Origin of the sequence: Halopelagius fulvigenes (assembly GCF_042662625.1) — an archaeon.
GTDB classification, from domain to species: domain Archaea; phylum Halobacteriota; class Halobacteria; order Halobacteriales; family Haloferacaceae; genus Halopelagius; species Halopelagius fulvigenes.
On the sequence record NZ_JBHSXH010000011.1, the window covers coordinates 48,844 to 75,427 of the forward strand.

General features: G+C 56.8%; 19 protein-coding genes and 2 pseudogenes. 10 read left to right on the forward strand and 11 right to left on the reverse strand.

Annotated features, from left to right (window positions below):
- Positions 1-295: 295 nt before the first annotated feature.
- The 3 genes from ACFQEV_RS08190 to ACFQEV_RS08200 all read left to right on the forward strand — a co-directional run bounded on the left by ACFQEV_RS08190 (position 296) and on the right by ACFQEV_RS08200 (position 4,507).
- Positions 296-898 (forward strand): hypothetical protein, encoded by a 603-nt coding sequence (locus ACFQEV_RS08190; protein WP_379694691.1) that lies wholly within the window; start codon positions 296-298, stop codon positions 896-898.
- A 470-nt stretch (positions 899-1,368) separates the two neighbouring features.
- Positions 1,369-4,251, forward strand: a complete 2,883-nt coding sequence (locus tag ACFQEV_RS08195; RefSeq protein ID WP_379694694.1) for a bacterio-opsin activator domain-containing protein — start codon at positions 1,369-1,371, stop codon at positions 4,249-4,251.
- Between the two features lie 112 nt (positions 4,252-4,363).
- The gene (locus tag ACFQEV_RS08200; RefSeq protein ID WP_379694697.1) at positions 4,364-4,507 is read left to right on the forward strand and encodes a rubrerythrin-like domain-containing protein; all 144 of its coding nucleotides are present in this window, start codon (positions 4,364-4,366) and stop codon (positions 4,505-4,507) included.
- Positions 4,508-4,645: 138 nt separating this feature from the next.
- Here ACFQEV_RS08200 and ACFQEV_RS08205 read toward each other — a convergent pair whose 3' ends face one another.
- The 4 genes from ACFQEV_RS08205 to ACFQEV_RS08220 form a co-directional block, all read right to left on the reverse strand.
- Positions 4,646-5,617 (reverse strand): diacylglycerol/lipid kinase family protein, encoded by a 972-nt coding sequence (locus ACFQEV_RS08205; protein ID WP_379694699.1) that lies wholly within the window; start codon positions 5,615-5,617, stop codon positions 4,646-4,648.
- Positions 5,618-5,761: 144 nt separating this feature from the next.
- Positions 5,762-6,403, reverse strand: a complete 642-nt coding sequence (locus ACFQEV_RS08210) for a DUF2238 domain-containing protein (RefSeq protein ID WP_379694702.1) — start codon at positions 6,401-6,403, stop codon at positions 5,762-5,764.
- Positions 6,400-6,990 (reverse strand): hypothetical protein, encoded by a 591-nt coding sequence (locus ACFQEV_RS08215; protein WP_379694705.1) that lies wholly within the window; start codon positions 6,988-6,990, stop codon positions 6,400-6,402. The genes ACFQEV_RS08210 and ACFQEV_RS08215 overlap by 4 nt, the downstream gene beginning before the upstream one ends.
- 189 nt (positions 6,991-7,179) lie before the next feature.
- Positions 7,180-8,052, reverse strand: coding sequence for a twin-arginine translocation signal domain-containing protein (locus ACFQEV_RS08220; RefSeq protein WP_379694708.1), 873 nt, complete (start codon positions 8,050-8,052; stop codon positions 7,180-7,182).
- Between the two features lie 436 nt (positions 8,053-8,488).
- Here ACFQEV_RS08220 and ACFQEV_RS08225 point away from each other — a divergent pair, with 436 nt between their 5' ends.
- Positions 8,489-9,574, forward strand: coding sequence for a hemolysin family protein (locus ACFQEV_RS08225; RefSeq protein WP_379694710.1), 1,086 nt, complete (start codon positions 8,489-8,491; stop codon positions 9,572-9,574).
- A 29-nt stretch (positions 9,575-9,603) separates the two neighbouring features.
- Here the strand turns inward: ACFQEV_RS08225 and ACFQEV_RS08230 are convergent, their stop codons facing one another.
- The 4 genes from ACFQEV_RS08230 to ACFQEV_RS08245 form a co-directional block, all read right to left on the reverse strand.
- Complete coding sequence (locus ACFQEV_RS08230) at positions 9,604-9,951, reverse strand: DUF7344 domain-containing protein (RefSeq protein WP_379694713.1); 348 nt, start codon at positions 9,949-9,951, stop codon at positions 9,604-9,606.
- Between the two features lie 755 nt (positions 9,952-10,706).
- The gene (locus tag ACFQEV_RS08235) at positions 10,707-13,046 is read right to left on the reverse strand and encodes a DUF7827 domain-containing protein (protein ID WP_379694716.1); all 2,340 of its coding nucleotides are present in this window, start codon (positions 13,044-13,046) and stop codon (positions 10,707-10,709) included.
- Between the two features lie 1,091 nt (positions 13,047-14,137).
- A complete protein-coding gene (locus ACFQEV_RS08240; protein ID WP_379695227.1) occupies positions 14,138-17,476 on the reverse strand; it encodes a nitric-oxide reductase large subunit in 3,339 nt (1,112 codons plus the stop codon).
- Positions 17,477-17,858: 382 nt separating this feature from the next.
- On the reverse strand, positions 17,859-18,530 hold the full coding sequence (locus ACFQEV_RS08245) for a CPBP family intramembrane glutamic endopeptidase (protein WP_379694719.1): 672 nt from the start codon (positions 18,528-18,530) through the stop codon (positions 17,859-17,861).
- 640 nt (positions 18,531-19,170) lie between these two features.
- On the opposite strand from ACFQEV_RS08245, the gene ACFQEV_RS08250 reads away from it, so the two are divergent.
- From ACFQEV_RS08250 to ACFQEV_RS08260, 3 genes are all read left to right on the forward strand, one after another.
- On the forward strand, positions 19,171-19,419 hold the full coding sequence (locus tag ACFQEV_RS08250; RefSeq protein ID WP_379694722.1) for a hypothetical protein: 249 nt from the start codon (positions 19,171-19,173) through the stop codon (positions 19,417-19,419).
- A 29-nt stretch (positions 19,420-19,448) separates the two neighbouring features.
- Positions 19,449-19,811, forward strand: coding sequence for a PIN domain-containing protein (locus ACFQEV_RS08255; RefSeq protein WP_379694724.1), 363 nt, complete (start codon positions 19,449-19,451; stop codon positions 19,809-19,811).
- Positions 19,812-20,030: 219 nt separating this feature from the next.
- Positions 20,031-20,840 carry an aldo/keto reductase gene (locus ACFQEV_RS08260; RefSeq protein ID WP_379694726.1) on the forward strand — a complete coding sequence of 270 codons (810 nt, stop codon included), beginning with the start codon at positions 20,031-20,033 and terminating at the stop codon, positions 20,838-20,840.
- A 751-nt stretch (positions 20,841-21,591) separates the two neighbouring features.
- Here the strand turns inward: ACFQEV_RS08260 and ACFQEV_RS08265 are convergent.
- Positions 21,592-22,953 (reverse strand): arylsulfotransferase family protein, encoded by a 1,362-nt coding sequence (locus tag ACFQEV_RS08265; RefSeq protein ID WP_379694729.1) that lies wholly within the window; start codon positions 22,951-22,953, stop codon positions 21,592-21,594.
- A 676-nt stretch (positions 22,954-23,629) separates the two neighbouring features.
- Positions 23,630-23,707: a hypothetical protein gene (locus ACFQEV_RS08270; RefSeq protein ID WP_379695229.1), complete on the reverse strand. Its 78-nt coding sequence runs from the start codon at positions 23,705-23,707 to the stop codon at positions 23,630-23,632.
- 16 nt (positions 23,708-23,723) lie between these two features.
- On the opposite strand from ACFQEV_RS08270, the pseudogene ACFQEV_RS19905 reads away from it, so the two are divergent.
- Together ACFQEV_RS19905 and gfo6 are read left to right on the forward strand one after the other, a co-directional pair.
- Positions 23,724-23,828: pseudogene (locus ACFQEV_RS19905) on the forward strand (DUF7995 family protein); the annotation flags it as partial.
- Between the two features lie 36 nt (positions 23,829-23,864).
- Positions 23,865-24,935 (forward strand): D-xylose 1-dehydrogenase Gfo6, encoded by a 1,071-nt coding sequence (gfo6, locus tag ACFQEV_RS08275; RefSeq protein WP_379694732.1) that lies wholly within the window; start codon positions 23,865-23,867, stop codon positions 24,933-24,935.
- A 586-nt stretch (positions 24,936-25,521) separates the two neighbouring features.
- Here the strand turns inward: gfo6 and ACFQEV_RS08280 are convergent.
- Positions 25,522-25,656: pseudogene (locus tag ACFQEV_RS08280) on the reverse strand (helix-turn-helix domain-containing protein); the annotation flags it as partial.
- Between the two features lie 53 nt (positions 25,657-25,709).
- Here ACFQEV_RS08280 and ACFQEV_RS08285 point away from each other — a divergent pair.
- Positions 25,710-26,216 carry a Cdc6/Cdc18 family protein gene (locus ACFQEV_RS08285; protein WP_379694734.1) on the forward strand — a complete coding sequence of 169 codons (507 nt, stop codon included), beginning with the start codon at positions 25,710-25,712 and terminating at the stop codon, positions 26,214-26,216.
- Positions 26,217-26,584 lie beyond the last annotated feature (368 nt).

Sequence of the window (26,584 nt, forward strand, 5' to 3'; positions counted from 1 at the left end):
GTCTTGACCCTGTCTGTTTGAGGACGGATCCCCAGAGAGTCCATAACGATCTGAAGTATAGAGGCTGACACGAAAACGATTCTGGCGTGTGATTGAAATCCCGGTTGTAGTCGCCGAGGGGACGAAGCTATCGGGCGGTCCACTTCTCTGAAACGTGCAACGTAGTCCGCTTCGCACGTCCTTACTGTTAGGGCCTCGAACAGGCAGGACTCGCCAAGTCGACGAGCATCTCACCTTCAACGGTGGTGCGACCGAACAAGGTGGCGTAACGGCGGTCAGACCTACGGCTGGCGAGATGGACTCTGGGCGAACCGTCAGGGGGCGCGAAGAAGACGACCTTGTACTCAAAGATGGCAATGGGACCGAGTACATGCGTCTCTCAACGCTCGCGGATATATCGAAAGACCGCGTCCCTGCCATCTACAGCTACGACCATGCAGCCGATGAGTACGTCGTGTATGAACATGGTGAGCAACATGTTTACGACACGAAGGCGGCGTTCGAGGCTGACTGGGTGCGCATCAAGAAACCATTCATCCCTGACAATGAACTCCCGACGCCCGAATACAGCCATGAGTCGTACGCTATCGTCATCCTTCATGAGGGGGGTGAGCCGGTCGTATACTCCGACGGGGAAACGCACTCCCTAGAGAAACTATTCGAGACAGTGACATCGAGCAGAGATGGGGGAGCTGCGGACCAGCAGAGTGAGACTGCTCAACAAGCAGAAGCGCCGCCGATCGAGGATATTGCGGATGACCCAGATGCAGTCGTCGAGCGGTTCGCGGATCTCCACCTCATTGAGGACGCTGAAAGTACGGTGGCCGCGGGGGATGTATACAAGCAATACGAACAATGGGCTGAAAGGAATGATATCGAGCCAGACACGAAATCTTAGTTTGCTCGTCGGCTCAGTAATCACGTCACACTCGAGCGGACGACCCAACGCGAAAACGGCGATCCTATTCGATATTATGAGGGTCTCTCGCACATGCTACCTCAGTTGTGTTAATGCGAGCGACCCACTGATGTGGCCCTTCTCGATCACCGATAGCGGTCCCCCACTATAACAGCGCCTTTGCGTACCAAACGTGAACTAGATAGATATTTTTCATGTGACTTCCCGAAGTCAAGGTTACCTACCGAAGTTATTCAATGAGCTGAAAGGAAATCAGACAGTCCCCTCCAGCGACCTAATTTTGCCTGTCTGATCGGGCACGTCGACTGGACACGTACATAGGGGGAACTATGTATATTTAATCATTGACTAGCTACGAGCATGAGTCTCAATCCAGTCTCACAGCAGAACAGGGCCCAGGCTCGAATGGACATCAAGTTGCATTCCTGCTGGCCTCCAGCTTTCGAATAATGGTGTCCCCTTCAACCGTCCTCGATTCGTCGACCGTCTTGCTTGTCGGGGCAAGCGAGTGGATCACGCAATTCGTAGCGTTGCTCGAAACACGGACTAACGCAACTGTTCAAACGGTTGAAACCAAATCGGAGGCGGTTGATGTCGTTCAGAAGGGGGCTATAGACTGTCTCATTAGCGAGTGCATGCTGCCGGAGACAACCGGAATTAAGCTCCTCAGGGAGGTCCGCACCGAAACCACCACGCTTCCAGTTCTACTCGGTACTGCCGTCGGGAACGAAGCCATAGCTAGTGAGGCCATCGAAGCCGGCGTCACCGATTACATCGCGCTCACAGATTCAGCGGAGCAGAGGACCGACGAAATCATCGAACGAACTGAACGTGCAATACGGTCCGCACAGCGGTCGACCACGCAACGAGAGCGAGCCAGACAGTTCGACGCGATATTCAACGATTCTCGGACGGCGACCTGGGTACTGGATCCAGATGGCTCGCTCGCTCGTGTAAACCAGACCGCACGGGAGATGATCAACGAGGATATCGACACGATCGTTGGCGAACCATTCTGGACGCTCCCGTGGTGGTCACAACTGAACGCGGCGAACGCTGACGTCCAACATCTCGTGGAGAAGGCACTCGGCGGGTCGTTCGGCAATGCAGTTGTCCAACAGCCGCTGGGCATCAATGATCCGCGCGTCATCGATCTCTCCGTCCGCCCTGTCGAGAACGAACGTGGTGAACTGGTCTCGGTCGTCGTCGACGGCGTCGACATCACCGAACGTGTTGACCTCGAACGGGATCTCCGACAATCGGAGGAGCTCCATCGTATTACGTTGAACAACATGACCGACACCATCCTCATCACGAACGAAAAGGGCGAGTACACGTACGTCTGTCCCAACGTCCACTTCATCTTCGGCTACACGGCTGATGAGATTCACGAACAAGGGACAATCGACGATCTCCTGGGTGAGGATCTCTTCGATCGCGCCGAACTCGTCGAAGACGGTGTTCTCAAGAACATCGAAACCACGGCAACGGACAAGGCTGGTCGTAAGCACACGCTCCTCGTTAACGTCCGCAAAGTATCGATTCAGGACGGGACGCTCCTCTTCAGCTGCCGGGATATCACGAAACGCAAACAACGCGAGGAGGCACTCGCAACCCTCCAAGAGACCGCCCGTGATTTTCTATACGCCGAAACCCACCAGGAAATCGCCCAGCACATCGTCGACGATACATCCGGCGTCCTCAATTTGGATACGAGTGCGGTCTATCTCTTTGATGCCGATGCCAACGATCTTCGGCCCGCAGCACACTCGGACACGATAAAAGAACTCAACGGACCGCTCCCCACCGTTCATGCCGACGGAGAAACGCTCCCGAGCTACAGTTTCGTCGAGGACGAAGCGCTGTTCTTCGACGATGTCCACGAAGCTGATCGACTCGAAAACCGGGCGACTGATCTTCGCAGTGCAACCTACATTCCACTCGGCAACCACGGCGTGTTCATCGCTGGCTCGGACCAAGTCGGCGTCTTCGATGACGTAACCCGGGAGCTGGCCGATCTCCTCGCCGCAACCGCCGAGGCAGCCCTCGACCGCGTCACACGAGAGTCCCGACTCCGTGAACAGGATCGCACACTCCAACAGCAAAACGAACAGCTCACCGCCCTGAACCGCATCAACGAGACGATTCGGGAAATCGATCAAGCACTCGTACAAGCCGAAACACGAGAGGAGATCGATCATACAGTCTGTGAACTGTTGACCGCCGATGACCGGTTCAGGTTCGCCTGGATAGGTACGGTTGACCCGGCGACCGATACCGTCGAGCCACAGGCCTGGGCAGGCTCCGAACAGGGATATCTGGATAGCCAGTCGTTTGCCATCGACGTGGCAAATGCAGAGCCAGCCGGACAAACCGCGGCCACTGGCGACGTGACGATGGTGACAAACGTCGCTGCCGGGCTCCGTGACGAACCGTGGCGCAAAGACGCGCTCGCTCGCGATTACCTCTCTGTATTGAGTATCCCCCTCGTGTACAATGATCTCACGCACGGGGTACTGACGGTCTACGCACCGACTCAGGATGCGTTCGACGACACGACGAAGGCCGTCCTGGGTGAACTCGGCGAAACCATCGCGTCTGCTCTCAGTGCGATCGAGCGGAAGAATGCGCTGCTCACGACATCAATGACGCGTGTCGAGTTCACCATCGATGATCCGGCATTCGTCCTCTCACGGCTCGCACGGGACGCAGGATGCACACTCTCGTATCAGGGCGGAGTCCAACAATCTACAGAGGGGAGTTACGTGTTTGTCACTGTCGAAGACGCATCTCTGGAGGACGTCGCAGAAGCCGCCTCGCACATGGTTTCGATCGATGATGTCCAGACAATCAGTACCGATGGAGATGGCGGCGTCTTGCGGCTCCGGCTTACGCAGCCGTTCCTCGCCTTAGAGCTGGCCGATCACGGCGCCGTGTTCCGCGAAGCGACGGCTGATTCAACCACGACGACGCTCGTCATTGACATTCCGGACAGCATCGATGTCCGAACGATCACCCAACTCGTCCGGGAGACGTTCTCCACGGTCGAACTCCGCGCCAAGCAGACGCTCGATCAGACCGCAGCACACGATCTCTATTCGCGGTTCCTCGACAAGCTGACCGAGCGACAACTCGAGGTGATCCAGACTGCATACTACAGTGGGTACTTCGAGTCACCACGCGAGAGCACCGGTGAAGACGTGGCAGCGACATTGGGGATCTCTCCACCTGCCTTCTATAAGCATGCTCGGACTGTCCAACGCAAACTGTTTGCGACGCTCTTCGAAGAGAATAATCTCCCCGTCGCTGCTTCTGCTGAGGCGGTTAGATAACGAACCCCTGATTTCGGAAACGGTTTGTTAATCAACAGCCGAATATTCCCTTATATACGTCTGATTCATATCCAGAGTGCCCCGAGCTGCGTGCTGGCACTCGTGAACTCCAATGAGAGATGTCGACCCCAAATCGGACGAAGAAACCCCCTACGAGTGCTTCGACTGTGGGAATATCATCATCGCAGAGACCAGCCCCGGCCAGTGTCCCGACTGTGGTGGACCGATGCGGAATCGTCGAATCCCGCTCGAATGACCATGGCATCAAAAACCGATAGTACCCGCGACGGGCCAGGAGACGAGACAGGACTATCGGCTGAGATACGTCGAAGGGTCTCCCCCTCTCAGTAGAGGTTAGAATCGCCCTGAGTAATCGGTTGAGGGTAGAGATGCATTACTTCTCCACTGGTTCGGGGTCGTATTCTGAGCCTACACAGACGGTAAGTGCATTTGAACAGACATGTAGCACCAGCCGTTCGTGGGAACTTGGTTCACCATCGAGGCTGAACTCGATCGGTTCACCGTGTAACTCGTCGATTTCTAGCTGCCTTGCCTGCACATGGGATACGTGCTCGGTATCATGACCGAGCAATCGGTGGGCCACCGCCTCGATGAGGAGATCGCTCGTAGGCATCTGCTTGACAATCACCACGTCAAAGAGACCGTCCTCCATGTTCGCCTGACCGCCCTGTTTTACGAAGCGGCGGACGTTTCCGACGAGCGCACACAATGCCTCCCCCGTCCAAGTTGTCTCTTCCCCGTTCGAAACCACAGTAATCTCAATGTTGAGCCCGTCAAATGTCAAAACCTCTTGAACGCCGGTGATAACGAATGCCAGTGAACCAAAGCGCTCTTTCAGCTCTCCAGACGTTGCTACGCTCGCATTCGCAAGCAATCCAGCAATACAGGACATGACGAACGGCTCATCCCCGGCGAACCCAACATCGATGCGTCGTCGATCCCCGTACTCGAGTACTTCGAACCCCTGTTGGATACCCGTAACCCCAATGTTCGTTGCAAAGATATTCTTTGTACCTGCTGGGAGGACACCGAGGGTCACCTCGTCAAGTGCATCTGCGTCAACAAGACCTTGGATTACTTCGTGAAGGGTCCCATCACCTCCAGCGACGGCCAGTAGGTCGACACCATCTGTGACGGCTTCCCGTGTGAGTGCGACCGCATGTCCTTCACGTTCTGTTTCCTTAATGTGGTATCCCCAATCCGTCCCAAGACGGCGTACCTTGTCAATATGATCGGCAGTGCCACTCGTCGGGTTAAGGATTAGACAGCGCTTGTTTGCTTCTTGGCGACCTCTCCTCTTATCCTCCGGTGCGTCGGTGGCTTCTTTTTCTTCATCCTGGTTCATAGTTGTCTTCGTCAAGATATTTTCACGACCGGAGTCTCTTTCGCGGGACCCCCTTTGCGGAGCTAATTCGTTATTAGATCTCCGGGGGGAAGGCCCCTCTGTCTTAGATTGGGAACATGGGTTGTCCCTCTGAATAGACATATGCTACTTACTATTATTAGAGCTGAGCTGTTGTCTGAAGAATACAGCAAGACCACCGAAGTATCCCGTCCCCCAGAACGCCACGAGGACCGCGCCGACCGTGTTGAATAACATGTCCGTAACAATGTCGTCGATTCCGTAAACCGTAACCGGAGACGAAACACCGAGAACGCGGGACAGATACGGAACGGCGAATTCGAATACCTCCCAGAGTACGCCGGACGCGAGGACGAACACGACGATAAACACTGCTCGGAACTCCGACGAGACGTCTATGTCGTCAGAGTGGCACTCAAACGCCCGGAGCGTTGCGTAGCCAACACCGGCGATGACCGTCGCCGAAATCGTGTGCGTGATCTCATCATACCACGAGTACCTGCTATAGAGGCCGAGTGATCCGACGCTGTGGAGGAAGATAGCCACAGTAATCCAGAGGACAAGTCCGACGTCCATCGTGTAACCGTATTCCCGGCGCAGCAACGCTGGAAGGAACGTCACTGCCAGTGCGAGGCCTCCGTTGACAGCCATCCCCAGCTGGTACGTCGCCAGCCCGTAGACCAGGAGACCAGATAATGTGAGCTGCATCGCTCGCACGAGTAGCCGCTCTTGGCGGTCAGAGAGGTGGAGTACATCACCGAGCGTCATGATGACCCTCTCGCATCGACCGACTGTTCAGCCGCCCCAGCCGGGGAAAATCGCTCGAAGTACCGCTCGAAGATTCCTCCCTCGACGAGCCCGACGGCTGTCACGATAACGAAGTCCCACTGAAGTTCGGTCTGCGAGCGCAAGAGCTTCGTGCCCAACCACATATCTGAGTAGAACTGTGCAACTGTCCACAGCCCCTGAATCGCCATCGTAGTTAACACGGCAAATCCAACGGCAAAACGTCGACTCATCTCAACCGATGTGAATGCATCTAGTTCGACGACGACGACGAGTGCAAGCGTCGCGATAGCGACGTAACCTGCAATTTCTGGGTATACACCAACCGACCGGACGAGGACGGCGACGGCGGCGAAGAGGGGGAGCGGCCATGGGACGATGACCGTCCATTCACCAGTCGAGAATGCTGGCACCGCCACTACAGCGGCGATGAAGAGGGCAAACCCACCCCAGAGGATGGCATTCGTGAGGAGGCTCTCGACTGATCCGAGAACCACGACGCCCGTAGATGCCCACCCGAGAATTGCGTTCGGCCGTTCGTGGTGTACGAGTCCATCAGGTAGCGCCACGTGACAAATATGTGTGTCAATGCCATAAGGCATGCTGGCCCTGTATTGACTGTTCTCAATCCGATCAGGGATAGGATACACCCCCGGCCGAAAGGGAACTCTACGACCAGTGCACCACACTTCAAAAATCTCGGAGGCGCCCACGTTATTACCTGAGATGGTGCACCCTCGGAAAACGGCGAGTGGAGATTAGAAGAATCCGTCGTCGAGGTCGTCTTGATTGACCCGGTCAAGGTCCACCGTGAGAAGGGCCCCTTCAGGGTCCGTAACGTCGAACTCGTTACGCATCACGTACACAGCATCAGGTTCGAACTCGCCATCATGAGCGGTGTAGATGGGGAACTCGTCGTTCGTATTGAGGTACTCCGCGTGTCGGGTATTGTACGCCGAGAAGATGTCTGAACCTTGCACTTGCTGGCGCGGAGTCCACTCCAAGACGTCGCTCGTAATCTGGACGAGCGAACCGGGGTAGAAGTTGCCCGCGCGGACCAACGCTTTGCCCCCACCGTCGACGATTTCAAAGTCCTCGTTAGGGTCAAGTTGGCCGTCATCCTCGGAGATCAGCACGTCATCCTCCGAGACCGGCTCGAAGGAGACGGAGATGACGCCCTCGTCGTTTGTCTCGTCTGCGAACAACGAGAAGTTCGTCTGAAGTTCGTACACGGTCCCTTCCTGAATTTCGGCGTCGTGAGCGGGGAAGAAGTACACTTCCTCGTTGGTGTTTAGATACTGAATACGTCGGGTATTGTACTCACTCCAGATGTCTCCTTGTTCTACACCTTCGACGTCCGGGTTCTGTTCGAGGACCGGCGATACGACGCGGAACTGAGCGCCCGGTCGGAATTCATCGTTGAACATGAGCGCCTTGCCGCCATCGCCCACGTCACCACTGGTTCCGGTTGTCGTACCAGTTCCGTTCGTCGTCCCCGTCTCTTGCGCTGTTGCACTCCCAGTAAGTCCAACTGCGAGTGCGCCAGAGGTCAGTGCACTCTTCTTCATGAAGTCTCGTCGGGACTCTCGATGTGAGTTCTCTTCCATAGGTAGGTATATGTGGCCTGACATAGGTAAGTCCCCTGGGGAACCATTGAAAGCCCCGGGAAGAAACGGACGACCGCCGGGTCAAGATTAATATACACCCCTACCTATCAAATATCACGCAGAAATATTTGATCTCCAGAGTTGTCATCGCTAATGCTGCTATACGACCGTATCACTGAAAATGACAACGAGGAACATCAGTACCAAGACCAGTACCATGACGAGGATGAGGACGGACTCTCGACTCATGGTTAACTTCCGGGAGGATGCCGACACCGCTGCACTTCCCACTTCTGTGTCTTCCCGAAACAGGAGTGAATCAGAGTGTGATATGACATTGGTTAACAACACAAACTAGAGCCCCATAAACCGTTGTTTTACTCATAGAACAACTCACGATACTGTCGTCTCCATGTTCGCTGAACATTTCCCTCTTGGAACTAAATGATGAGTTATGCAGATGAACTCATTAGAATTAGGTGTACGCCTCATCGCCGGTGTGGCACTTATCCTAACGAACGGTTTCTTCGTCGCTATCGAGTTTGCATTGACACGAGCACGTCAGTTTACCGAGGAAGAGTTCGTCAGTAACGGTCGTACAGCACTACAACGAGCGTGGGAGATGACCAACAATCTGGAGATCTACCTCACTACCTGCCAAGTAGGGATTACGGCGTCTAGTATTGCAGTCGGAATCGTCGCTGAACCTGCGTTGGCGGCCCTCTTTGAACCGCTCTTCGCTAATACGGTGTTTGCTTCTGTCGGGGCAGGCGCTATCATCGCGTTCCTCATTATTAACCTCGTCCACCTGACTCACGGTGAGCAGACGCCGACCTACCTTGGCGTCGAACGCTCGCGGATGGTTTGCAGGTACGGTGCAGGGCCGTTGTACTGGTTCAACTGGCTTATCTCGCCGCTGATCACGCTTGGCGACTGGATTGCCAAAGGGACACTCAAACTCTTCGGTATCGAGATGACCGGTGCATGGCTCGAAACAGAAGAAGACGTCATCGAATCTCGAGCAGATCTCCGAAACCGACTTGGATCCGTTCTTGACGAGGGAGATCTATCCAAGGAACGCCGCGATGAGGTGATGAGTGCATTCTATATTGGAGAACGATCGGTTCGAGAAGAGATGGTTCCGCGTGACGAGATCGTCACTTTGTCCACGGAGGCCGATTCCGAGGAGAACATACGTCGGATGGAAGAGAACCCACATACCCGCTATCCCTTGGTTGGGAAGGACATGACAGACTTCTACGGCATCATCTACTCTCCGATACTAGCTAAGCATTATGATCAACTAGTCCAAGGGGAGGTTAACTTCACAGAATTATCTGCACCTCCTATGACAATGTCACCTGATGTTGACGTGAGTGATGCTATTGACCAGTTTCAAGCGGAGAATCAGGAGCTCGCACTCGTCATTGAGAATGGTGATGTCATCGGAATGGTAACCGTAACTGATCTCGTCGAGTTCGTGATAGGCGACATTGAAGACCCAGTAGACAGGGAGTCAGATACCTCGGTCGTCTCTGACCGATAGGCTGCAGCTGCAAGGGTGTAGTAAGTGCCTCACTTCGGCGAACCCATCTCTCGGAATCTCTCTACTGTTTCCAGAGCCTCAGTCGGAACCACGCGCTGGTCCTCAGGACAATACTTGAGAACGCCCACGTCGTCTAACATCGGCAGGGAGTTGTGGTGGAGTTTCACCTTCGTGCGTTTGATCTCTTGCTCGGCTATCGTCTCTCGCTCGACGCTCTGTCTCTCTGCGGCGACCCACCGTGCAAGAGACGAGAGGGTAACCGAGCGGTCTGTTGCTGCGAGGACCCTGACGACGGCCTGTCGATGTCCGGTGCTCAAGACCGCGAAGTAGTCGTCGATTGACTGCCCGGACAAAGTACCGTTTTGTGTAACTGCCATTTGCTGATTTTTGGAATCTCTTCCACTGTTAAGTGCTTTGTTATCACGACTTTGTGGATCAAGAACTGTTATCATCCTATCTAACTGAATGGGGACGATGAGCGGACAGAGAGGCATCCTCCTTCCTCCGTCGTCACGTGGTCGTGAGGGTGATCGACCATAGCGAGGATGATGTTGACGAGGAAGGATCCACGCGACGTCCTTCCGTTGTACAGAAGGTTGAGACACTCCCCGGGAGTGCATGAGGGTGCCCGTCGACGTCGTCCGTTAAGATTCATCCTTGACGAACTCGTCTCGGTCAGGATGTTCAAGCCCAGCGCGAACGACCTCCTCGAAGAAGTGCCGGTGTTTCTCGACTTTCTCCTCTCATGTGGAAATAGAGGGATATAGACCACCTGTTCTTGAGCGTATAAGGCGTGCGTGGTGTATCGGCTCATCCAATGTCTTCTGCACTGGTAGAAGAGCGGGATATCACACTTTGAACGTCGCTTGATTCTTCTCGAGCGTGATGGCGGACTCCATGGCCGTCACGCTACAGTCGAAGTCAGCTGCTTCGTCAAAGTACGCAAAGATCCAAGCGATATCGCCTGTCCATTCGTCAGGGAGGTTAAAGAGTGTACTCTCACGGGGGGAGGTCTGAATACAACTGTTCAAGCGTAATATCGACGACTTTTGCACTCCCGGTTCCACCGACGAGTCCGAAAAGAAAGGGATAAGGACCGAGTCGAAGGGAAACCCTCCGGGGGCTCGGTTAGTTAGTCGCGGCGGACGGCGAAGAGCGCCGCAGCGAGGAGCGCGATGACTGCAACGACCACGCCGAATCCGGGCGTGCTCGTGTCAGTTCCCGTCTGCTCTGCGGTCGTGGTCTCGCCGGTCGACGTCGTCGCCGGGGCCGTCGTCGTGGCCGACGTGTCGGTCGTCGCCGTTTCGTTCGGGCCCTGCGTCGTGACCGTACCGTTGTCCGTCACGGTTTCGGTCGTGTTGTTCGCACCTTCGACGACGTTGCCCTTGACCTCCGTGACGTCGCCAGCGGCGCCACCGGTGACGCGGACGGTGAACTTGTCGCCGACGTTCTGGTTGCTGAAGTCGAAGTCAGCAGAGAACGTGTTGTTCTCAGAGACGTAGACCGTCGCCGTCTTTAGGAAGCTCGGACTCGTGTCCTCCGAGCTGCGGACGCGGATCTGGAGTTCCGTGCCCGGTGCGACGTTGGATTCGCCTTCGATGGTCTGGCTCGCAGCGTTCGAGACGTTGACGGGTTCGTCAAGCGAGTGCTTGGCTTCAACGAGCTCGAAGTCGGTCTCAACGGACTGCTGGGAGTCGGCGAGGTTGCTCTCGTCCTTGACGGTGAAGTTGGCCGTGAGGCCGTCACCAGCGCCGTAGTCGACAGAGGAACCGTTGACCTCGCGGATAGCCTCAACACTGCTGTTGGAGCCGGTGTCGAACACGATAAAGTACGTGTCGTTCTCGGCATCAGCAATGACGTTCGTGTTCTCGGAGGTCAGGTCGAGCCAGAACGCGTCGCCGTTCGCGGGAGCCGTGGTCTGATTCACCGAGAACTTGAACTGCTCGTTGCCGAGGAAGTTACCGTTGGCCTCGTAGACACCACCGAGACCGGAGGCGTTGACCTGCGTGATGACGCGGTCGCCGTTAGCGATTTCGCTGTCCTGCGTGACGTTGCCGTTCGCGAGCGCCTCGTTGAGCGCGTCAATGTCGCTGAGGTTCGTACCGTCGGACGCCGTCCACGTGGTGACAGCGTTCGTGCTGCGCTCTTCGAGGGTGAGCGTCGCGACGTTCTGGGGGTTGGATGCGCCCTTCGTGCGGATTTCGAGGTCGTAGTCGCCCGCGTCGAGGAGCGAGCCGACGTCGGTGTTAATGCTCAAGTCGACGACGGAATCGTCAGAGTTCTCGACGGTGAAGACGTCACCGCTGACGCCATCGGTCGCCGTCCAGGTGTTGAAGAGGAGCGTGACCTTACCGTCGTTGTTACCGTCTTCGACCGTCACGTTAGCGTGGAAACCGGCGTCCTCGCTACCGATGTCGATGACGGCTTGTTCGGTGTTCGAGAGCATGACAGGAATCTCGACGATGTCACCGCGCTGCTGCGAGATGACAGATGCGTTGAAGTTAGCCTTGCTCTTGCCGGCCTTCTTGACGTTGACCGTCGAGGACTTGGCCGTCACACCGCTGTCGAGGTCCGTTGCCTTCACCGTGTAGCTACCAGCGCCGACGCTGGAGAACGAGAAGTCGTACTGACCCTGGCCGTTGAGGCTCTCACCAGTGATGTTGGCAACTTCCTCACCGTCGCTGTCGAGCAGCTGCAGCTTGACGTCACGGTTGCCAGCGTTAGCCGAGACCGTACCGTCGACGGTGCCGTCCGTCGTGATGTTCTGACTGTCGAGTGTAACGTTTAGACCGAGGTCGCGAACGGTGGTGGTTGCGGACGCGCCCTCAAACTCGAACTGGTACTCACCAAGCGCGCGGTCCTTCGTGTTGAACACGATGACCGTGCTGTTGGTACCGGTGTTACGACTGAACGCGTCCGAGTTCTCGTCAGAGGTGGCCGTCACCTCAACGTCCTCGCTGACGTTGGTGGTCTCAACAGCGACAAGGGAGCCTTTGTACGAATTACGGTCCGAGTCTGCGTCAACCGTCACAGCAGCGAAGACGACCTTCTTCTTGCCCGCGTTAGCGAGCGATTTGACAGTCGAACTGTTGTCCTTGATGTCACCAGAGAGCTGGATCTCGAGGTCCTGAGACTTGATCGTCTCATTCGTCTGGATGACAACGCGACCCGGTACGGGCTGCGTGATGCTGTCATTACCAGCAACGTACTTCGAGGTGACATCCTTGCCGTCGTTCAGGAGAGTGAAGTTCTCCGTCGTCAGGCTCGTGGAGTTAATTTCTTCGTCAAACGGTACTTCGATAACGCTGCCATCACTATCACTGTTGTAGTGGACAGCGTCGCCCACATATCGGGGGGCACCGGAACCCGCAGCAGTCGCGGAACCTGCGAACGCGATGGTGCCGGCGAAGACCGACAGGACCATCAGCGCGGCGAGCGCGACGGCGCGGATCTGCTTTGATTTCTGTGTCATATTTATCAGATAGGCTATAGGTCGGCAACAGCAACTTTAAGTCGTCCTCGTGGTCCAAACGCCCACCGAAGCGGACTTGGACGACGGTACTCATTCTGTCGCCTTTGGGTAGGGGTAGTCAAATAACAGAAGCACTACTCAATATATTTTGTGTATTTCACTACAAAATGTCATTTCGTTACACACATGTTTTTGGGCCGTATCTGCCCCTGTGACTGCTTGAGAAGACGAAAGACAGTCACTCTGAGGTTTATATTTTAGACGGAACTGATGATCTAGTAAGAGTTCTGATATTCCTGCACTCACGTGTGCGAAAACTGTCGTCTTAGGAGATACTGGATAGTGAGAGAGGGTGTCAATCAATATATTTGTGTTCCCGAGAAAGAGAGGTTTTCAGCGCGGTATTTTCTCTATGTCGGACGACCTTGTTATACGACATTCCTCCTCCATGAGGCGGGCCGGTTGAGTCACTGGTAATGTGAGCTGTCATCAAAATTTGTATTGATTAGATGAGTTGTTTTATTGGTCTATATTCCCTTTTTCGTGAGTATTTCCTCGAACCTTGCGGTTCTCTGTGTTGGGAGGTCACCGTCAGATCGTCTACTAAGAAGGTATGGGGTCGTTTCCGAGAGCGTCGCATCGGCGAGATGAACACGGTCAGATGTCCACTGCAGCGCATGGGGTTGGCTTTGCGAGAGCACACCCTCTGGTTGAACACAGTGTCAGCTGTTGCATAGGGTGTTTTTCTGAGAGGGGCATGGAGCCGTTCAGCGACAGTATCCAGAACCTCGCCCGGAGGGTCATCGATTCCGGGAGTCGCCGCTCTAGAGAGAGGTACGGTTGCCGGACTTCCACCGGTCCCATAGGGTTGTGTTTGTTTTCTGAGCGCGGCCGTGCAGGCAGACAAGACTACTCCCCGTGGAGTTCCTGCATGACAAGGAACTTTCGCGCCGCCTCTTCCGCGGTCGTGGTCTCTTCCTCAACCCTGCCTCTTCGAGTGTCGGCTTTCCCTTTTGCTCAAGCAGAGGCACGTCGAATCCGGCCGAGCGAAGGACGGCGACTGACCGGCGAAAGTCCGTGCCGATCACTGACTACAGTGGATGATTATCCCCTTGGCTCTCGCGGCCAGTTTCACTGTCCCGTCCCCGATTCGCCCTCTTTGAGGTCGACGAATTTGTCCCAGTCGGCACGAGAGAACTCTGCCGTGCTGCGTAGAGGTGTCGAATCGCGCCGATAGTAAAGGCGAGTGCACCGAGGATCATGGGCGTGTCTCCAAGTGTTCGCGCCCATAGTAGTGTCTGGACGTGATCTTGTTCGTAGAACTCGAGGCTCCGCGCGACAGCATACCCGTCCTGATAAGCGGTCTGTAGCTGTACGAATCCAACAGGAAGTAACGATGCAACGGACATGATCACGAGTCCAACGTTCGTCAGCCAGAACGCTCCCCGGAACCATGTCGGGTCCCACGCAGCTTCGGGTGTGACGACACGCAGAATATATGTGCCGAGACCAAGTGCCAGTAGGCCGAATGCGCCGAACAGCGAGGTATGAGCGTGTGCAACGGTCAGGTAGGTTCCGTGTTCATAGTAGTTGATTACTGGGAGGTTGATGAAGAAACCGAGTACCCCACCACCGACGAAGTTCCAAACACTACTACCGACGATGAACAAGAGCGGTATCGTGTAGGGGAACGCCTCGTCTTGAGCTTTCAAGGACCGATATTCACCGAAACTTCGATAGAGGACAAACACGAGCGGGACGAACTCGAGAGTCGAGAACGTCGTCCCGAGCGGGACCCAGAAGTCGGGGAGACCGACCCACCAGTAGTGGTGGGAGACGCCGACGATTCCTGCCGCCATGATCGCGAACACTTCAAAGAGAATCGCTTTTTCCGCGTCACCCCTCTCGAGGAGGTCCATCGACACCAATGCAACGGAAATCACGGCGGTGACGAAGAACTCGAAGACGCCCTCAACCCACATGTGAACGACCCACCAGCGCCAGAATTCCGTAACCGCCATGTTCGTCTCGGGCGTATAGAGCATGCTCGCGGCAAACATGAGCGCGATCGAGCCACCCGCGTAGGTCATGAAGTGACCCAAGCCGGTCAGCGGTTCATCCAACTGGCGGACGCTACGGAGCACCAACCCTGTCCAGCCGACGAAGCCGCCGAGCAACCCAACCTTCCAGAGTCGGCCGACTTCGAGATACTCGAGACCCTCAGAGCCGAGCCACCACCAGAGATCACCGTCCTCGGGCGCCCCGAGTTTGCCATGTGTGCCGAGCCAGACGCCCGTGAACGCGCCGACTGTCACGAATACGAGCACGCCGAGTAGTGCAGCTGTGCCCTCGGCCTGCCAAGGTGGGTCGTGATCGCTGAACAGTCCTGGCAGAAAGAGCCCGCCTGCGAGCCACAGCGTCGTGATCCAGAGGATACCGAGGTTAACGTGCCAGGTACGACTGACAGAAAACGGCAACAGCGAGACGATGTCGATCCCAAGTGCGTCCCCTATACCGTAGAACCCGGTTCGTTCGACATAGTAGTGGGCGAGCAGCGCACCAACGAGCGCTTGTGCGACGAACAGCGCCCCTGCGATGGGGACATACCACGCTGCAGCGTACTGGGTCGGCGTGATCGATACTTCATCGGGGGAAGGTACGTCGATAAGCTCGGTCGTCGGTTCGGCCAAATCGAACGAGTGGTACGCCCAGACGCCAGCGCCGCCGCCAGCAATGAGGAGAATGACACTGATCGTGCTCCAAACCAGTACCTGTCCAGTGGGTCGGTTTCCGGTCGCGGGCACGTACGGCCAGTCGTTCGTATAGGAGTGATCCGAGCCAGGCCGGTTGGTGTGGGACATCCATGCCGTCCAGCACGCAAAATCAGCGATTCGTTTGGCGTGGTCGACCGATTTAACGAACTTCGAGGGAATCCCTCGTTCGGGTGAGCCGCCGTAGTACCGGTCGACGTACTGGTCCCGAATCCGATGATGGGCATAGACTTCGGCCGCTGAGTACTGGGCAACAGACCCCTCCGGAGCATCTGCGTCGAGTTCCCGTTCGACGCGTTTTGCAATGACTGCCTGCTCGTCATCGTCAAGTGCGTCGAATGAATCAGCACCTTGTTGGCGAGCGTAATACTCACGCATGAACTCGGCTTTTAGCGCCAGCGCATCGGCGGTAAGATCGACCCCGAAGTACGAGCCGTTACCCAGGATCGAGCCCAAGTTCATGAGCCCGTTTGCCTGAAACGCTTTCTTGCCAAGTTGTACTTGCTCGTCCGTGACGATCAGCTCCCCATCCGGTCCGCGAATCTCATCGGGAATCGGTGGTGCACGCTTGTAGGATACCCACGCTCCAAGGCCCATCGCGATGAAATTAGCGACGAAGAGCGCGACGAGCACCAGTGACCCGGTCGACTGTGACCGGAGCGCTGCGAGATCGACGCTCCCGTCTCCAGTCTCGAGTACCAAATTCGAGAGGAGCTTGAATAAGACACGCTCTGGTGTGGCGGTTCCACTACCTCCGTTAGTCAGATTCGACGCCAGGGCCGGAAGCGTACGGGCGAGGGCTCGATCACCGACCACGTCGTCTGAGAGGAGTGCCGTTGCCGCAAGCGCCATCGCGGCCGCTGGTCGACCAGCCTTTCGATCAGACAGAACCTTGGTTGCGTCGCTCGATTGAGTACCCGCGCTCTGTGAGCCCTCAGTTCCGACCACGTCACGTGACTGGTCACTGACTATCTGCGGTACCTCCTCGGTCAACGTTCGTTCGAGTGCGTGGCCGACGACCACGGCGTCCCGCTGGAGGGCATCCTCGAGAACGCGGTCGAGGGACTGATCCGTCTCGATATCTAGTTCTGCACAGAAATGTGAGTACGCTTCCGTAAGCGCGCGGTCGACTGTCTCCGACGTGTCTGACTGCGAGCTCGCATCCGACTCCGCCGATGGCCGTCTCGAATCGTCGGCAACGAACTGCTCAAGTAGTTCGTCCGTACTCACGGCAGTTTCTGAGGCCAACTGGTTCCGGATCGCTGTCAGTGTCTCGTCGTCGAGACGAGTTGCATTCATGTTGTACCGCCGCAGGAACGACTCGAATGAATCGTCGATGTTTAGATATAGGTCGGACTGTTCACGGAGTTCGTCGACAGTTTGGTCAAGAACTCGTTCACACAGTTCGTTGGCGGCTCGCTCGACGAGTCGTTCGCGGATGCCAGTCTCAGTTTTGGCTTCAGACTGCGTTCGTAGTTCGTCTACACCCCGGTCGATAACACCGGAGACTTGCTCACTAGTCGTACGACGGACTCGTATCGAAAAACCGTTGATGGTCTCTTTCCCTGCTTTGAGACGATCTGTTACGTAATCGGTCGGATGGTGTGTCTCGGTTCCGCTGGACGAATCACCTGTTGACAGAACACTTGTAAGGTCCATGACCAGTTTGTGCACACCCGGCATCACTAGTCCCGGAACTGACAGATAATGGTATGCCCGAGATATGCAAGTAGTATGTCGTATCGCCAAGTCCTCTAACGTTCAATAGCAACTGACTCCCAGGAGGATGGGATCACCTTTGGCGTCTACTCGAGAGGTGCCCCGTGCACGCCACTAACCACGACTACGGCGAGTCCAGCGAGAACGCTAGTCGCGGTTCGCAATCGTTGACTGAACGTGATCTCTGTGGCAACGTACACTGCACCAACTAGTGCGAGTGTCAGAGACGGAAAGAAATTGATGGTATCGAGGCTCACGATCGCAGCGAGACCGTGCTCGTACGTACGAGAGAACGGAGTATCAGATTCGACATCGTCTCTGTTTAAGCGTACAGGAGTTGGAAGTAACTCACCACGAGCAGAACCACGTTGTAACTGGCATGAGCGAGAATCGGCGCTAGAAGGTTGTTGGTTCGTTCGTAGACTACTCCGAACACTGCTCCGACGGCGGAGATCATAAACGCGCCCGCAACAATAGGTACGAGGTCTCCTGAGTAGTTCGCAAGATGCATCGCACCGAACAGCAGACTCGCCCCCACGACCGCAGAGACGGGCCCGAACTGGTCTCGGAGCCGACGTTGGATAATGCCACGAAACAAGAACTCCTCGACAGGAGCGACAATGACGACGGAGAGGACGGCGAGACCGAGTAGATACGTAGGATCGGTCGCCCCGATGTCCCCGATAACAGAGCTCGGGAGGAGGTCGAGTGCCGATAAAACGACAGAGAGACTCGTCGCGACGATAAGTGCGAGCACCATCCCTCCGATGGCGTAACCCAGTGTTGAGAGAGAAGGCGTTGCGATTGGGACCGAAAGATCTCGATAGCGGAGGTACACGTATCCTAGTGCAAACATCCCAAGCTGCCCGGCAGCAGTTAGCCCTACGAGGACAGCGGTATTCTGGATGTCGTACCCGAGTATAATCAGCGGAACGATGAACACGACGCCAGCGACGAGAGCGACAATGAATGTAAGTACTGCTAACCCGACCATCTCGAGTACTGTTCGAAGACCCGATTGGGTCGATTGTTGTAAATTGTTCATATTATTGACTCAAAGGCAAGACAAGTGATTGTTCTGATATCCTCGTAGCAGAGAGGCTTTAGCGGTGCGACTTCACGTTTGAGCCGGCAGCGGTACGTGTCGACCCTGGAACCACCGTCGTCTGGGAATGGACCGGAAACGGTGACGCACACAGCCTCGCGGCGGTAGATAGGAATTTCAAGTCCAACCTAGTAGAGACGGTTGGGACAAGCTACGCCCTTCAATTCGACGGTGTAGGTGTTAGCAAATACGTGCCCGTCTCACGCACTGGAGGCCATGCGTGACCGCTTCGCCTTATATCGTAGAGCGGGAGTGCATGGGGATGAAGCCCGACGACATCAAGGGGGAGAGGACCCGTTGTCTTAACCAACAGTCAGAATGGGACACCCTCAGGTTGGTTAACGAATTCACGCATGGGGGTTATTTTCGACGACGAGTGGTGTCTGGGTGAATGTGGGTTAAGTCTCGTCTGGGGGCGCCGTCTTCCGGCGCGCCAGGAAGGGTTGATGCGTTCCTTTTGGACGCATGGGGTCGTCCGCTCTTAACCGTCGGCGTAACACTCTTAGAGGCATATATCTGAATATATTGTATGGTGAAAACCATCCGCGTCTCGGAGGAGTATCACAAGTGGCTGGACGCCCACAAACGGGACGATGAGACGATGGAGGACACTCTGCGCCGGATTACGCGCGGCCCCCACCCCGACGACGTTGCCGGCCTCCTGTCGAAAGAAGAAGCCGAGGAAGCGAAAGCCGCAGTTGAGCGTCTTCGCGGCCGCGACCGCGACCGTCTCGACGCCGCGCGCGCCGCGTTCAAGAGCGAGAACGCAGACGAGTGATAATCGACTCGTCGTTTTTGTTCGACCTGATGGCAGACGACCCGGACGCGTTCGCGAAGGGTGCGGAGCTTGTCGACCAAGGGGAGATGCAGTGGTTACCCACCCCGGTCGTCGCCGAGGCATACTACGGCGTCGCGACGGTTCAGAGCGATACCACCAAACAGGAGATGCGGAACCGTCTGTTAGGCTACCCTCGAGTCGACGTCGACGAGGAGGTCGCCAGGACCGCGGGTGAACTGCTTGCATGCGCCGATGATGGAACGGGCGGAGACGCCGGTGTTGGGATAAACGACGCCTACATCGCCGCGATGGCGGAGATACTCGACGATGCCGTCCTCACAGCCAACGTCGACGACTTTGAAGCTCTTGGTGTCTCGGTCGAAACGTACTGAGAGATGCCCCTATCTTAACCAACGCCAGCCACGGTACTCCTCGCCTGTTGGGTAATCTCTACTCCGGCGGGTCGTCAAGGAGATTCTCCTCAGCGAGCGTTATTGCAGGTTCCGAAGTCAGTGAGACGAACGCCGCGTCGACATCGAGGAGGTACAGAGCCGACCATGACCCAGAACCGTGGCGTATCTTCTTGCAACTGGCCGCCGAAGCAACAGCCTATGGAATACGTAACTACCCAGGGTGTGGACATCCCAGCACTGGGCTTTGGGACGTATCCGATGAGAGGCGAGACATGTCAAACCGCAGTCCACCAAGCGTTGGAAACAGGGTACCGGCACGTCGACACAGCCCAGATGTACAATAACGAGCGGGCAGTGGGCCAGGCAATCGCGGCTGCCGACGTGCCGCGCGACGATATCTTCCTCGTGACGAAGATCCTCCGCCAGAACCTTGCGCACGATGACGTCCTTGAATCCGTCGAGGAAAGCCACGGGCGGTTGGCAACCGACATCGATCTGCTGTTGATTCACTCCCCGAGTCGTACCATCCCGGTCGAGGAGTCGATTGCGGCGATGAACGACCTCCAGAAGCGGGGAATAGTCCGGCACATCGGAGTCAGCAACTTTTCTGTCGGCCAACTGCAGGACGCAATCGCGGCCTCCGACACCCCGATTCTCACCAACCAGGTGGAGTATCACCCGTTCAAGGAGCAGGCCAACCTGCTTGAGTTCTGCATCGAAAACGGGGTTATGCTGACCGCCTACAGTCCTCTCGCGGAAGGCCGCGTCATCGGCAACGACCGCCTTAAGGGGATAGGCGCTCGATACGGGAAGACCGAAGCCCAGGTCGCGTTGCGGTGGCTCCTCCAGCAAGAACAGGTCTCGGCGATCCCAAAGGCATCGAGCCCCGCACACATCCAAGCGAACTTCGACGTCTTCGACTTCGAACTCACAGACGAGGAGATGACGCAGATCTTCGATCTCCAAGGCGGGCTTCTCACCAGGCTCCAAACCGCACTTGGTCTCTGACTCAGCAACGGTGTGGCGCTGGGTCACCGACGGGGCGACGTAGTAATTCAGGCCCCTACTTGTTTGATCCAATTCCCAAATCGGTCCCCGTGCCTTCGAGGCAGCAGCCCCGCTGAAACCATCGACTAAACCACGTTACGATACAGAAATATCGTAGAGAGAGGACGCCGTCTCGACGGACAGTTACGTGCTGATACACTGTGACGCCGTGGGTGGTGGCGATGATTGAACACACCGGCGCCTTGATGACGACACGCTGGCCGCTCTCGAATCCGAGTTCGGTGATGTGGAGGCTGGGGATCGCGTACTCCCTATCCTCCAGAACGCACTCACCCATTGGGCGTTTCATACGAAACCGTCGACGTCGATATTGAGGTACAGCGGTCGGAGGAGTGGGAGACACTCGCCGACCGCGACGACCTGGCATCGCTCTCCCGCAGCTAACTGACGCAACTCCTCACGGCGGGGCTCATTTCGGGAGAGGAGCACGCAACGGCGCGGATGGAGAAGCGGCGGCGCAAGGCGGAGTAGTCAACCGCGGCGTCTCGGTGTCGTGTATGGGTTGCCCCGCACCCAGGGGACGTATGGAGACGTCGGCCGACGGCATCGCCGAGACTCGCTCTGACCCTCGCTGTTTTCCTGTCGCTCCCACGCGCGGCGTTCGGTCGTGTTCGGTGGTTATTCGCCACCTAGGGCGGTGTTTTCGGAACCGGACACCTGCCCGTGAGCGTGACCGACTCGGCCACCCCGCTTACCGTCGTCGGACCCACCACAGCGTCTCCGTTCCCGCCCAGAGGAGTACGACGACGACTCCCGCGGCGAGCGCGAACACTTCCGGGAACCCCATCCAAACGGGAGTGATGTACATCAATCCGTTAAGGTACTTCCCGGGAACGAGGCCCTTAAGCGCGCTCCAGAACCGGTCGCCGACTGTCAGAGACTGAGACGCGATATCACTTGACTGAGCACTGGAGCCACCGGTCGATTCGTCGCCGGTGCCGAGGCGTTCGGCCTCGTACGGGAAGGCGATGTTGACCTCCCAGACGATGTCGCCGTTCTCGTCCACCTCGAAGACACGGTTCCCGTTGGAGTCGGAGATGAGCGTATGCCCATTCGGCAGGCGGTCGGCGTCGCGCGGCCACTGCATCCGGGAGTCCCGCCAGAGCCACGTCTGCTCCCACGTACCGTTCGCACGCTGATATTCGATGATACGGTTGTTCTCGGAGTCTGCGACGATAGCAGCCGGACCGCCGTTCGAGCGGTTGACGAAGTCGGGATTGTGCTGCTCGTTCAAAATGCTGTAGTTGTCCTCCTCACCGAGTGTCCACGCTTCCTCGACAGCGTGCCCATCGGAGGACAGGAACACGACGCGGTCGAAGTTGCGGATGCTCACCATGATCCGCCCGTCGTCCACCACCTCAACGTCGTTGATGTGCGACCAGTCATCCGGGTAGGGACCGCCGGTCCCCTCAATGGGGAATGCGTCGGAGGCGTTCCAGCGCCACTCGATCTCGTCGGTTTCGGTGTTCACGACGAACACCCCGTCTAGGTAGATATCGGCGACGACGAGATGCGTCTCGTTGATGCGGTCGACGTCGTGGTACCGCGTCGCCTCCTTCCCAGGGGTCAACTGTCCCCAGACCTGCTCGACATCACCGGTCGTGAGATTCACACGCTCGACACCGTTGTAGGTGCAGGCGTTCACGTCCCCGTGCGCCTCGTAGTAGGTGTTCCACGTCTCCTCGTCGACGCCGTACTCGCTCGCATTCCACTCCTCGGCCGGGGGGCACCGATTGCCCTCCCGGTGGTCCGCGTATGAGTACTCGACGGTTGCCTCAGTTCCTGGGACGGGGTCCACGTCCCAGTACCGGGTATGAGTGTCGTTGTAGTAGCGGACCGTCCCGTTGGAGTTGAACGCGACGAGTTCGGCCCGCGCTCTGGGACCGTCGCTGGCCTGTCCGCGCCACGAGTTCGAGTCTGTAGCGACGACCGTGATTCCGCTTGCGTTAGGTGCGACGGTGGCGTTTCGGTCGATGTCGCCGCTCTGCGAGAGGTGCGACTCGAACGTCGTTTCCGTCGATGCGCTTGCGAATCCGTATCCGACGCTTAGCACTGAGAGCGAAAGGAGCACGGTGAAGAAAAGTCGCAGGTGTCGTTGGGAAAATCGGACCATCAGTGTACCGTACCGCCGTTTTCTCTCGACTCGGTGTCTATCGGTTCGGCGAAGAGATAGGCGATGTGGCGCGCTATCTCGCCAGCATGTACCAGTTGGGCATCAATGCTGTCAATCCGGAGATATTGCAAACCACATTGCCTATATCGGTCATTCCGCCCCGTCGTTATTTGGTCCCGTTCGGGAGTTCCGATGCGGGTGGTCGCGATTCGTTTCGAGGACATACCCTCACTTCAGTTGCGCTCGGTAAGTAGATTCTTCATTGTAGTACTCGCTCTTCGATATACTCCACCCCTATGTGTGACCGTCCCCGCACCGTCGTACACCGTTAAGATCACCGCCGGTGTCAAGGTCCCAAACTGGACGCTCACGTCGGCCGCGTTCCCTATATCCCGGCGGCGCGTCGCGACCGGCTCGCTCGAAAAAAGGCGACGTTGGTGGTGTTGGAACAGTCGCACGATCATGGGATTGGAGGGGACCATCCATTCTGCGTAACCGTTGACAACTGGTCGGCGTGACGGCTCTTCAGAAGTCATCAAGAATAGACTGGATGTGTCAGTACGTGTAGTCTTGGAAATAATAGAATCCAACCGCAACCCTTCTCTACAAAGAGGAATCAGTCGTTACGTCGTAGAGTGATGCGTTTGCCTTTATAGTCCTCAAGAAACGGCGTCGGTCCGCCGATACTTACCATCCCATCATTAGACACGATGCACAGGGTTATTTACAGTCTGGTAGAGGCATCGATGCGAGACGACGCAGTGGCCACTGGTAACGCAGTATTCGATCGGCTGGTTGGGGTGGTTCCTCGTTCGTGAAAATTATCTGCTATGAGGACCGAATCCTTGCTCATGGAGTTCGATCTCGACAGCTTCAGTGCCCGCGACTGGGAAGGCCCCACGGACACCGATCCGGTTCGATTCGCCATGGTCGGACTCGGGTGGTGGACGCGCGAACAAGCGATCCCTGCCGTCGAAAACGCAGATTACTGCACGACGACGGTCTTGGTCAGTTCCAATACGGAAAAGGCCGAGGAGGTCGCGGCTGACCTCGAGGGGATCGAGGAGACTCTCACCTACGAAGAGTACGCCGACGGCGCGGCGACCGACGCCTACGACGCGGTGTATGTCTGTACGCCGAACGGACTCCACCGCGACCACGTTGAAGCCGCAGCGACGCACAACAAGGCGGTTCTCTGCGAGAAGCCCTTGGAAGCGACCGTCGAGGACGCCCGGGCGACTGTCGACGCCTGCCAGGAGGCAGATGTCCCGCTGATGGTCGCCTACCGACTCCAGACCGAACCGGTGGTCCGCCGCGCACGAGAACTGATCCAAGACGGCGCCATCGGAGATGTTGTTTCGATACTCGGACACATGTCGGACACGATCCTCGACGCCGTTGACGAAACGAGCTGGCGGTTCGACCCCGATCTTGCCGGCGGGACGACGCTCAACGATATCGGGATCTACCCGCTGAATACGATCCGGTTCATTCTGGAGGAGGACCCCCAGGCGGTGTACGCCCGGACGGAGTCCGAACAGCCGGCCTACGAGGGAACCGACGAGCACGCGGCGTTCCAGTTAGAGTTCCCCGACGGCAAACTCGCCTCGTGTACGGTTACGCACAGTGCAACAGTAACCTCGAGCCTCCGATTCGTCGGTACCGAAGGCGAACTGAGCATGGAGGGGCTGTTCTTCCCAAACACCCGGAAGGTGCTCAGGGTGTCCGGACCAGACATTGAGGGCGAGTATCGGCCGGAACCGGTCGACCAGATGCGCGAGGAGTTCGATTACTTCGCCAACCGCCTCCAGCGTGGTCTCAACCTCGAACCCGACGGCGAACACGGGATGGTCGACATGCGCGCTATCCGTGCCCTCTACGACTCCGCCGAGCAGGGACGACGCGTCGAACTCGATCTGTGAACGGGGGAGAAGATGATGCCGCGAGCAAGTTTCCACCGACCAACACAGTACTTGGTCTCTCGACCTCCAAACAAACAAAACGACCTGTGTGTAGTACTTAAAGAATAAGAACAGACGAAACGCACTCTCCCTCAACGAGTTTACCCAGTACAAGCACAGGTTGGGAAATTAAGGCTCTGTTGAAATCCTGTTAGATAGACACTATCTGTAGTGGAATAGCCATAAAGTAGGTGTACGGGCTTGTCGATCAAAATTCTAATCAGAGCGCGCTGACGCTCTGCCCATCGTGATTAATAAATAGCCTCAGTCGATGGAGGACAAAATGAATTAAATCTAGCAAGAGTTTGGATAGGGCATCGACCTCCACTACGACGAGGACGGTAACTGGAACGGGCCGAGCGTTCAGTTTGCCGGAAATAGTCAACTCCCGGCAGATAGCTAAACAGACGTGACTTTTCTTCTGAACACTCGCCAAGGTTAGGAGTTCTTGAGCCTCATATCCGGATGAAGCAGAGGTCGCCTCAGGGCTACATCCGCGTGACTACTAAGAAGGCTAAGAAGGCAGTTTCAAGTTCAACGTCGCACACTACGCAGAGGACCTGGCGACGAACTCGGTAACGATCCTGTTTTCAGCCCGCCGAAGCAGCTTACTCATCGATGCCTTGTTGATGTCGTATCCTTCAGCTAGCTCGGTGAGCGTGCAGCGTTGGGTCGCCTCGTAGTACCCACGTTCAACCTCTCCAGAGCCACCTCAAAAGCAGTGAGCACGTCCCAATGACGAAATACAACCCCGACGAACTCGTCTCTATTCTCTCTGACCGCGCTCGCGTTGGTCTCACACAAGACGCTGCCGCTCGGTCCACCCTCGAACGGATTGCTGATGCCGCCGCCGGCGACGCCCGCGTCGCAATCGGGATGCTCAAACGAGCCGCCACCATTGCTGCTCGCGACGACGAAGACGCGATCACGCCCGGTGTCTTGGAAGAAGCGCTCCCGGATGCCGAACTCGAGATTCGGCACCGAGACATCGAGGCACTCAATGCACATCAAAAAACGGTGTTCGAGATCATCCGCGACCGCGGGCCTATCACCCCCAAGCGACTCTACGACCGCTACGAGGCTCGAGCCGACAATCCAAACAAGCGCCGGACCGTTCGGTCCTACCTTCGAAAACTCGCACAGTACGATCTTATCGAAGCAGACGGACAGACTCGCGACCGAACGTACCGTCTTGCACCCGACGTCAGCGAAGACCTCCCGGCCACGGACTCACCGTTTTGAGCGCTTTCCGGAACGATACCGGATTCCGGAAATCACCTCCTCCACGTCATGCATCTTTCTGCCTTAGCGGCCAGCTTTAAGCCGTTTCTCGTGGCCGGCCTGATGCGGGTCTGTGTCCAGCGCGACGGTCGTCGAGAATGCGCGCCGTGGTATGGCGCGCGACAGCGCAGACGGCCCAAAGCGCTGGGACGCAAAAGTCCGCCAGGGGCGCAACCGAAAACGCGCTTAATGCTGGCGTCAAGACCAGATTCACTTTAGCCCGGAACGGCGAGCGACGAGAGGAGCGAGGCGCAGCCCGGAATAGTCGGTCGCGAGCGACGCAGAGGTCTCGTGAGCGAAGCGAACGAGACATCGGTGAGCTTTGCTCA